At 56.6% G+C, this 1,196-nt stretch carries 1 protein-coding gene; it reads right to left on the bottom strand.

Annotated elements, in window-relative coordinates:
- Window positions 1-1,196: DUF637 domain-containing protein (locus PMI36_RS04430; protein WP_032830641.1), on the bottom strand; the 1,196-nt coding region annotated here is incomplete at both ends.

Genomic DNA, 1,196 nt, shown 5'->3' with positions numbered 1-1,196 from the left:
CCACCACCCGCCCCCACAGACTTGATGGTCGGATTCAACCCGGTCGCGAGCGTCGCAAGATTCTCGATGGCAGCAACAGCGGTCTCGTGGCTGATGCCGAACATTTGAACAAGGGTATCGGCAATCGCATTGACCGTGTGCCCGGCAGTAACACCTGCGAGCATGTTCTGGAAACCGTTGTTCTCCGTAATCAACAGGTCAAAGATCTCTTTGGCTTCGGGCGACGCCGAGGCGGCCATATCTTTGAGATTCTGGGTTTGCTTCTCAGCTTCGGCGACGCGCTTGGAGATGGAACCGCAGTTGGCAAGATTCGCTGCACATTGCGCGACCGCATCAATATCCTGCTGACGGCTCAGTTCGTGATAGTCGGTGTACGCCTTGTTTATACAGGCGGAATCACTCCCGCAGCCCTTCAACTCATTTGCTGCCCGCTCAAGATCTGAATGATTCAGGTAGTTGTATTGAGTGGCATTGGCAGCGATGTTCGCGGCAATAGTGGGATCACTGCCTGAAAGTACCGCTGTGAGTACGCCAAGCAGCTGCGACATCGCTAATAAGTTGGCTTTAGCCTGGTCGGCCCCCGGCATGTTCGGATCGTAGCCTTCGGGCAGCACCAAGTCCGCCAGGTACTGCACCAGTGCTTCGTTAGCTCCCCCTGCCAATGCTCCCGTCTTGAAGTCGCCGCCCATGGCCATCGACTTCAAGCCACCGACCAGTGCGTGAGCCGCGATCTTGGTCGGACTGCCTTCGATCAGATTCAGGTTGCCAACTTTATTGGCCGCAATAGCACCGCCAATATTAACGATGGCACCCAGCAGGTTATCGACGAAGTTATCGCCCAGGCTGCCACCCTGGAGGACGGTTTGGGCCACGGTGTCAGCACCGGTCTTGAGAACGACTTGGCCAAGGCTGTTCAGGTCGAACCCAATTTTGCTTGGGTCATAACCCAGGCTGCTGCTGCCAATTCCGCCCAACACTCCGGAGAGCACGTAACCTTTGAGGCTTTCGCTGCTAAAGGTGTCTTTTAAGACTGCACCCAAGTTGCCTTTGTTACTGATGGCGCTGTTGGCTGCCGTGGTTTCCACCGCGATCAATACCGCGTTGGCAAAGCCTGCAGAAAAGGTACCCGCAGTGGCCCCTATTAACCCGGCTCCTGCCCCACCCGTGACCGCTGCCAGCAAGATTGCCAGCGCCAG

Origin of the sequence: Pseudomonas sp. GM79 (assembly GCF_000282495.1) — a bacterium.
GTDB lineage: Bacteria > Pseudomonadota > Gammaproteobacteria > Pseudomonadales > Pseudomonadaceae > Aquipseudomonas.
This window is presented reverse-complemented; position numbering and strand designations above follow the sequence as displayed.